This window comes from Kitasatospora sp. NPDC093806 (assembly GCF_040683335.1).
GTDB lineage: Bacteria > Actinomycetota > Actinomycetes > Streptomycetales > Streptomycetaceae > Kitasatospora.
Genome location: NZ_JBFBDO010000181.1, coordinates 1 through 8,931, shown reverse-complemented (window position 1 = coordinate 8,931; position 8,931 = coordinate 1). Strand labels below are relative to the sequence as shown.

The following is an 8,931-nucleotide window of genomic DNA, read 5'->3' as shown; positions in this document are numbered from 1 at the left end:
TCTTCCCGGCGCTTCCTCACGGCCGGCGCCATAGCGGCCACCGCCGCCCTCGTCGCCGCGACCGTCACCGCCGGCACCGCGTCCGCCGCCCCCACTGCGGGACGCGCGCACCGGGCGGCGGCGCTACTTGACGACCACCGCGGCGGCCAGCTTCGACAGCGGCTCGCCCAGCGAGTTGACCGCGTCGGAGAAGGTCTTGCGCTCGGTCTCGGTGACCTTGTCGTAGGAGGTGTAGGTCCCGTCGGCCTGCTTGAACTTGGCGAGCAGGGCCTCGATGGCGGCGAACTCCGAGTCCAGCGTCTTGGCCAGCTCGGCGTCCTTCTCGGCGGCGACCGGCTTCAGCAGCTCGTACGCCTTCTTGGCGCCCTCGACGTTGGCGGCGAAGTCCGCCAGGTCGGTGTGGCTGTAGCGGTCCTCCTCGCCGGTGATCTTGTTGGTGGCGACCTCGTCCAGCAGCTCCTTGGCGCCGTTGGCCATGCTGGTCGCGGTGATCTCCGCCTCGGGGATCTTCTTCTGCCAGTCCTTCAGGTCGGCGACCAGCTGGTCGGCGAACTTCTTCTCGTCGTCGCCGATCTTGGCGTCGGCCCAGAGGGACTTCTCCAGCTTGTGCCAGCCGGTCCACTCCTGGCCGGGCTCCAGCTTGTCCTCGCGGGTGTCGGTCTTCGGGTCGACGTCGCCGAAGCTCTCGGCGACCGGCTCGGTGCGCTCCCAGCCGACCCGGGACGGCGCGTACAGCGACTTCGCCTTCTCCAGCTCGCCGGCCTTGATCGCGGCGGCGAACGCCTCGACGGCCGGGATGGTGGCGTCGGCCTGCTCCTGGGCGTACTTGCGGTAGGCGTCGACGGCCGCGGTCAGCCGCGGGTCGGCCGGGGCGGCCGAGCCGCCGTCGCCGGTGACGGTGATCTTCTGGCGGATGCCGTCGCCGACCATGCCCGGCTTGCAGGCGATCTCGTACGAGCCGGCCTTGATCTCGGCGTTGATGGTCGCCTTGGTGCCGGGGCCGATGTTCTCGCGCTCGGTGACGATCTTGTCGCCGGCGGCGTAGACGTAGACCTCGGTCGTCTTCGAACCCTTGTTGCTGATGTCGAGGACGACGTGGCCGGCCGGGAAGCTGGTCTTCGAGACCTCGCAGGCGGTGTCCGTCGCGTTGACCTTGACGGCGTCGGATGCGGCCTTGTCGTCCTTCTTCTGCGAGCAGCCGGCCAGTGCGGCGGTCGCCACGGCGAGGGTGAGCAGCGTGGCTGCGGTGGAACGACGGGCGGACATGCGGGCTCCAGCGGTCAGGGCAGGGCGTATCAGGGCAGGGCTGCGCGTGGATGGGGACAACGGCACCGTCGGTGCCCCCCACCCACTTAGCTAAGGCATACCTTAGGGATATCGGTTTTCGCCGTCTACACCGGGGTCGGTCACGAAACGGTGCAGGTGGGAACGGCCCCGGCGGCGCCCCGACGGTCAGCCCACCGACGATTTCCAGCCACCCCGCCCACGCCAGGGCGCCGACCAGGGCGTACGGGTGTGCTAGAGGAGCGCGAACCGACCGGCAAGGGCGCCGCAGAGGCGGGTGCCGTCACTCCCGTCGGCATCACCCGAACCGGCTGCACCACCCCCAGAAGGGGGCATACGCACCGAAAGTCGAACAATCGACGGCCGCCGGTTGACGAGGCATCAACTTCGTTACGCGATCGTCATTGATCTTGGAAGCACACCAGAGACCGAGGGTGAGAGATTCATGGGGCCCACTTTTGCCGGGCATTGGTTTTGCTTTACCTACTATTGAAAGAATCCGATGTCACGAAACACCCGGGCCTCGTCTGCTTTCGCAGGCGGGGCCTTCTCGACGCGCAGGCTGCGCCGGATATCCGGCCTCCTGACGCTGGGGCTGATGGTGCAGGCGGGGATGGCGCTGGACGCGCTCGCACCCTCCTCCGCCGCAGCGGCTCCGGCCCCAGCCACGACCCCGCCGAAGGGCAATGAGGCCCCCGACGAGGCGTCCGCGCTGCTCGCGGCCCGCACGCAGGGCCACCGGGTCGAGGTGACCGGCGCCCGTACCGAGTTCGCCACGCTCTGGGCGAACCCGGAGGGGACACTCACCTCGGAGCGGTCCACCGGTCCGATCCGGATGAAGGTCGGCGAGGCCTGGGTCCCGGTCGACACCACCCTGGTCCGGACACCGGACGGCAAGGTCGCGCCGAAGGCGCACCCCGAGGGCCTGGTCTTCGAGGGCGGCGACGCCGGGGTGACGGTGGGCGACAGCCTGCCCGGCGCCGGCACCTCGCTGCCCATGGCGTCACCGAGCCCCTTCGCGTCGCGCGCCGCACGCGGAGCCGCGCGCGCGGCGGCCGACCCGGCGCCGCCGCAGTCGGCCGAGCGCCCCCTGGTGAAGATCGGCTCCGGTGACCAGCAGGTGTCCTTCGGCTGGCTGGGCAAGCTGCCGAAGCCGAAGCTGGAGGGCAGTCAGGCGACCTACGTCGATGCCCGTCCCGGTGTCGACCTGCTGCTGAAGGCGACCCGGACCGGTTTCGAGCAGTTCCTGATCGTGAAGGACCGCTCCGCCGTCTCGCAGACCGGCACGGTCACGATCCCGCTGGACACCACCGGTCTGAACGTCGTCCCGCAGCAGGACGGCTCGATCCAGCTGGTCGACAAGGGCACCGGCAAGCAGGCCGTCAAGATCCCCGCCCCCGTGATGTGGGACGCGGCGGTCGACGAGGCCTCGCAGGAGCACCTCAACCGTGCCCCGGTGACCATGGAGGTGCGCGGCCAGGGCAGCGACACCGAGCTGGTGTTCACCCCGGACGCGGCCTTCCTGGCCGACGCGAAGACGCAGTACCCGGTCACCATCGACCCGATCGTGGACGTCGGCACCACCTACGACACCTTCGTCCAGTCGAACATCGACGCCGACAACTCCGCGGCCGACGAGCTCAAGCTCGGCAGCTACGACGGCAACGTCAAGGCCCGCTCCTACCTGACGATCCCGGGTGGATCGTTCAACGGGAAGCAGATCCTCGACGCCAAGCTCCACCTGTTCAACAGCCACTCCTCCTCCTGCACCCCGAAACAGTGGGAGATCTGGAACGCGGGCGGTGCCGCCTGGTGGACCCGCTGGGGCAACGAGCCGCAGTGGGGCCAGATGTGGGAGCGGACCTACGAGACCTATGACGTCGATCCGGGCGACTCGCACCAGTGCACCGCCCCCGACGGCTCGGGCTGGACCCACACCGGCATCACGGGGATGATCCGGCACTTCGCCCAGTACGGCTACAACGACTACGGGATCCTGCTCAAGGCGACGGACGAGAGCAGCCCGCTCTCCTGGAAGCGCTTCAGTTCCGCCGAGGGCCCGTACCCGCCGTTCATCTCGATCACCTACAACACCGTGCCGACCACTCCGGCCGAGGTTCAGGTGCAGCCGTCCCAGCCGGGCAACCCGAAGTACACCTCGGACGCCAACCCGCGCTTCCTGGCGCAGGCGGCGGACGTCGACGGCGACACGGTGAAGGTCTTCTTCGACCTGTGGCGCGGCGGCACCTTCCTCGGCAGCATCCCGAAGGACACCCCGAACGGCGCGGTCGCGTCCGTCCGGGCGTCCGACTTCGGCATCGCCAAGCTCGACGAGGGCGTGCAGTACGCGATCTCCACGGTGCTGGACGACGGCAAGTCCCGCTCCAACTGGGTGACCACGCAGTTCGTGGTCGACACGGTGAAGCCGGGCGCGCCGTTCGTCACCTCCGCCGACTACCCGTCGGACGGGCTGTGGCACGGCGCCGCCAACAAGGCCGGCTCGTTCACCTTCACCCCGGCCGGCGGCACCGACGACCTGACCGCCTACGTCTACACGCTGGACGGCGGCACGCCGGTCACCGTCAACGCCACGGCGGGTCTCACCACCACCATCACGCCGACCACCGAGGGCCGGCGCGTGCTCAGCGTGCAGGCCAAGGACCGCGCGGGTAACCTCTCCCCGCCGGCCGAGTACGTGTTCCACGTCGGCCAGGCGGGCATCAGCTCGCCGGTCAACGGCACCCAGGCGGCGAAGCGCGTCAAGCTGGCCGTCGACGCCCAGGCGCAGTTCAAGCGCGTCGTCTACGAGTACCGCCGCGGCCCCGGCGCCACCGAGTACGCGGTGCCCCGGGCCAACCTCACCAAGGCGGACAACACCCCGGTCACCGAGGACAAGCCGCGCCTCGCGGACCTCGGCCCGCACGCCAACTGGACCGTCATCGACACCCTCGGCAACGTCGGCGGCGTCGTCCAGGTCCGCGCCAAGCTGTTCCCCGAGGACGGCTCCGGCGCCGGCTACACCACCGTCTGGAACACCATCACCGTCGACCGCAACGCGGACGGCGCGGCCGGTACCCAGATCGGCCCCGGCTCGGTCAACCTGCTGACCGGTGACTACTCCGCCAGCGTCACCGACGCCAACGAGTTCGGCATGTCAGTGGCCCGCACCACCTCCTCGCGCGACCTCGGCCGCGGCTGGCAGCCGCAGGGCGAGCGCCTGAGCGCCAACCAGCGCCAGGTGGGCACGGACCTGACCGGCTTCGTCGGCGCTTCGGCCGACATCTCCCGCTCGACCGTGCGCGGTCACGACAGCTCCACCGACTCGCTGCTGGTCAAGCCCTCGAACAGCTGGGACAGCTACGCGGCTCTCGGCCCGGAGTACACCCTCGGCCAGGGCATGCAGCCCGGCAAGACGTACCGGCTGACCGGCTGGATCTACGTCCCCGGCGCGACCGGCCTGGACAACCCGCTGCCCAACCGCGGCCTGCGCCTGGTCGGCGTCTACCGCACCCCGGCGGGCTACGGCGAGACCGCCTCGCCGAAGGCGTCGTTCACCGACGGCTGGCAGCAGCTGACCGTCGACATGGTCGTCCCGAAGGACGCCACCGAGGCGTTCTTCCGGCTCTACAACGGCAACGCCGCGGGCTCCGGCAAGGAGGTCTTCTTCGACGACCTGTCGTTGAAGGAGATCGTCGCCCCGTTCGGCCCGCAGTGGGCCGGCGGCCCCGACGCGGGTGCCGGTTCGGACTACCGCTCGCTGTCGTTCCCGCAGTCCGACCTGGTCGAGATCAAGGGCAACGACGACACCTCGCTGACCTTCGCCAAGGGCACCGACGGCACCCTGTTCCCGGAGCCGGGCGCCGAGTCGCTGTCACTGAAGGCCGTCCCGGCCACCGGCGGCGCCCTCGTACTGTCGTCCAGCGGCCAGTGCCTGGAGGTGCCGAACGGCGCGGCCGGCAACGGTGCCGGGCTGCAGCCGGCACCCTGCACCGGTGCGGCGAACCAGCAGTGGACCCGCGGTGACGACCTGACGCTGCGGCTGCTGGGCTACTGCCTGGACAACCCCTGGGGCCAGAAGGGCGACAACACCCGTCTGATGCTGTGGGGCTGCAACGGCGGCGACAACCAGCAATGGGAGGCGCACTCCAACGGCCTCGTCCTGAACCGCCACTCGGGCAAGTGCCTGGACGCCTACAACGGCGCGACCATCTGGGTCTGCTGGGCCGGTCCGAACCAGGTCTGGAACGTGCAGACCAACGGCACCACCTACGAGCTGTCCGAGCTCGACGGTTCGAAGACCGTCTTCGCCCGCCAGGCCGGTTCGACCATCTACCAGGTGGTCAGCGACAGCGGCCCCGAGGCCGCTTCGACCACCCGGTACCAGTACGACACCGCCGACGGCCGCTCGCTGGTCAAGCGCGTCATCCCGCCGGTCGAGCCCGGCGTGGACGACGTGAACCACTGCTCGGTCGACCCGCTGCCGCGCGGCTGCGAGGTCACGGAGTACGACTACGCCAAGGCCACCACGGCGACCGCCACCGCCCCGGGCGACTACCTGGACCGGGTGAAGGCCGTCAAGCTGTGGTCGTGGAACCCGGCGACCTCCAAGCAGGAGGCCGTCGAGGTCGCGCACTACACGTACGACGACAAGGGCCGAATCGCCCAGGTCTGGGACCCGCGCCTGGCCCAGCCGCTGAAGACCACCTACGGCTACGACGCGGACGGCCGGGTCACCCAGGTCACCGCCGGCGGTCAGCTGCCGTGGAACTTCGACTACGGCAAGGCCGCGGCCGACCAGGACCCGGGGCGACTGCTGAAGGTCCGCCGCGCCGCCCTGGCCCAGGGCAGCAAGGACCAGGTCAACGGCGAGACCACGACCAACGTCGTCTACGACGTGCCACTCACCACCGGTGCCGGCGGTCCGTACGACCTGTCCGGCGAGGACGTGAAGACGTGGGCGCAGCTGGACGCGCCCACCGACGCCACCGCCGTGTTCGGCCTCGAGGACGACCCGGGCACCAACACCGCCACGGCGGCCAAGCCCGGCCAGGCCGGTTACAAGCCGGCGACCGTGCATTACCTCAACGCCAACGGCCAGGAGGTCAACACCGCGACGCCGTCCGTCACCCCGGGCGGTGACATCGACACCAAGGAGTACGACCGCTACGGCCACGCCGTCCGCTCCCTGGAAGCCACCAACCGGGCCGTCGCGCTCGGCACCCACCCCGAGTGGGACCGGTTCACGGCCGAGCTGGGCCTGCCCCAGATCCCGGCCGAGCTGCTCGCCGCGAACCTGACCGACGAGCAGAAGAAGCGCAAGGCCGAGATCACCAAGTCCCGGGCCCGGCTCCTGGACTCGCGCACCACCTACAGCGCGGACGGCCTCGACGTCGTCGACACCCTCGGCCCGGCATACCGCGCCTCGCTGGCCGAGCAGGTCAACGGGCAGAGCACCCCGGTCACCGTCACGGCGGAGGCCGAGAAGCTGCCGCAGCTCGGCGCCACCGCGCCGGTCCAGATCGACAACAACTGCTGCGGTCTGACCTGGTCGGGCGGCGCTCACCTGGGCGTGCGCGCCACCGTCGCCAACGCCTACGCCCTCCTGCGGGTCAGCGTGCCGGAGGAGGGCCTCTACCAGCTCTCCGGTCAGCTGACCAAGAACAGCGACCACGGCATCGTGCAGTTCGCGATCGACGGCCAGAACCTCGGCCAGCCGATCGACACCTACTCCGCCGACCCGGCCGTCGCCCCGTACGCGACCGGCACGGAGATCCGCCTGGCACGCGGTGACCACGAGCTCAAGCTCACCGTCACCGGTACCAACACGGCCAGCTCCGGCGAGCGTTTCCACGCCGGCCTGGACACGGTCACCCTGACCAAGACCACCGTCAATCCGACCCTGGCCGCCGGCACCTCCGTCGTCGCCCGGGACCACAACACCAACACCTACGACGAAGGGAAGCCCGACGGCCAGGCCTACCACCTGGTCACCACCAAGACCGACGGCGCCCGCGTCGACGGCTACGCCGACGACGTCGAACTGCGGGTCACCAAGAACGGCTACGGCACCCCGCTCGGCGGCACCGCCGGCTGGACGCTGAAGAAGCCCACCTCGGTGACCACCGATGCGCTCGGCGCCAAGCTCACCACCAACACCCGCTTCGACGCCCAGGGCCGCACCGAGGAGGTCCGGGTCCCGGGCCCCACTGACGCGGCCGACGCCTCCACGGTCAAGACCGTCTACTACACGGCCGGTGCCAACGCGGCGAACACCGCGTGCGCCAACCGGCCGGAGTGGGCCGGGCAGCCGTGCGTCACCGCCCGGGGCGCCGCGGTGACCGGTGCGGACGCGGCGCGGATGCCGACCACACTGCCGGTCAACCAGGTCGCCCGGTACTCGCGCACCGGCAAGCCCGAGGAGATCGTCGAGACCAACGCCGGCAAGACCCGCAGGACGGTGACCGCCTACGACGCCGCCGACCGGACCGTCTCCACCGAGGTCACCGCCGACGAGGGCCAGGCCGTGCCGAAGAGCACCATCGAGTACGACCCGGCCACGGGTGAAGCGGTCAGGACCACGGCGGCCGGCAAGTCCGTCGCCCTGGTCAAGGACGTCCTCGGCCGGACCGTCTCCTACACCGACGCCGACGGCGCCACCACCGCGACCGAGTACGACAGGTTCGGCAAGCCGGTCAAGGTCAGCGACCCCACCGGCGTCACCACCCTCACCTACGACCTAGCCAAGGAGCCCCGCGGCCTGGTCACCTCGGTGAACGACAGCAAGGCCGGCGAGTTCACCGCGAAGTACAGCCCGGACGGCCAGCTCGTCGAGCAGACCTACCCCGGCGGGATCGTCCGCAAGGACACCCTGAACGCCTCCGGCAAGGCCACCTCCCGCACCTACACCCGAACCAGCGACAACAAGGTCGTCTGGTCCCAGTCCGAGGAGGTCTCGACCCAGGGCCAGGTGGTCAAGGACACCAGCACCAACGGCGTCAAGACCTACGGCTACGACCGACTGGGCCGCCTGGTGAAGGCCGAGCAGTCCACGGTCGCCACCGGCTGCACCACCCGCACCTACACCTACGACACCCACTACAACCGCACCGCCAAGACGGTCTCCGGCCCGGCGGGCGACGGCAGTTGCTCCACCGCCGGTGCCACGACGACCGCGTCCGCCTACGACAGCGCCGACCGGATCACCGACGCGGGCTACTCCTACGACGCGTTCGGCCGCACCACGAAGACGCCGTCCGGCACGGTCCTCGGCTACCGGGTCAACGACCTGGTCGCCTCCCAGGAGACCGCGACCACCCGGCAGACCTGGACCCTCGACCCCGTCGGCCGGCTGAGCGGCAGCAGCACCGCCACCAAGCAGGGCGACGGCAGTTGGGCCACCACCGCCTCTCGCCTGAACCACTACGGCGGCGGCAGCGACGTCCCGCGCTGGACCGTCGAGAACACCGCCACCGGCGCCTGGACCCGCAACGTCGGGGGCGTCGACGGCGACCTCGCCGCGACCGTCACGGAGCAGGGCGAGATCAGGCTCCAACTCACCAACCTGTTCGGCTCGGTCGTGCTCGTCACCGACCCGGCCCTCACCAAGCCCGTCCTCCTCGACACCGACGAGTACGGCAACCCGGCCGC

The 8,931-nt window shown here is 70.4% G+C and carries 2 protein-coding genes; one reads left to right on the top strand and one right to left on the bottom strand.

Features of this window, described 5'->3' with window-relative positions:
* Positions 1–123: 123 nt before the first annotated feature.
* Positions 124–1,266, bottom strand: a complete 1,143-nt coding sequence (efeO, locus tag AB0N76_RS38265) for an iron uptake system protein EfeO (RefSeq protein ID WP_363565466.1) — start codon at positions 1,264–1,266, stop codon at positions 124–126.
* Between the two features lie 616 nt (positions 1,267–1,882).
* On the opposite strand from efeO, the gene AB0N76_RS38260 reads away from it, so the two are divergent.
* Positions 1,883–8,931: ricin-type beta-trefoil lectin domain protein (locus AB0N76_RS38260; protein WP_363565465.1), on the top strand; the 7,049-nt coding region annotated here is incomplete at its 3' end.

Bases quoted from the DNA above. Each gene is read 5' to 3' on its own strand.
- efeO (WP_363565466.1), bottom strand. From the start codon at position 1,266: ATGTCCGCCCGTCGTTCCACCGCAGCCACGCTGCTCACCCTCGCCGTG.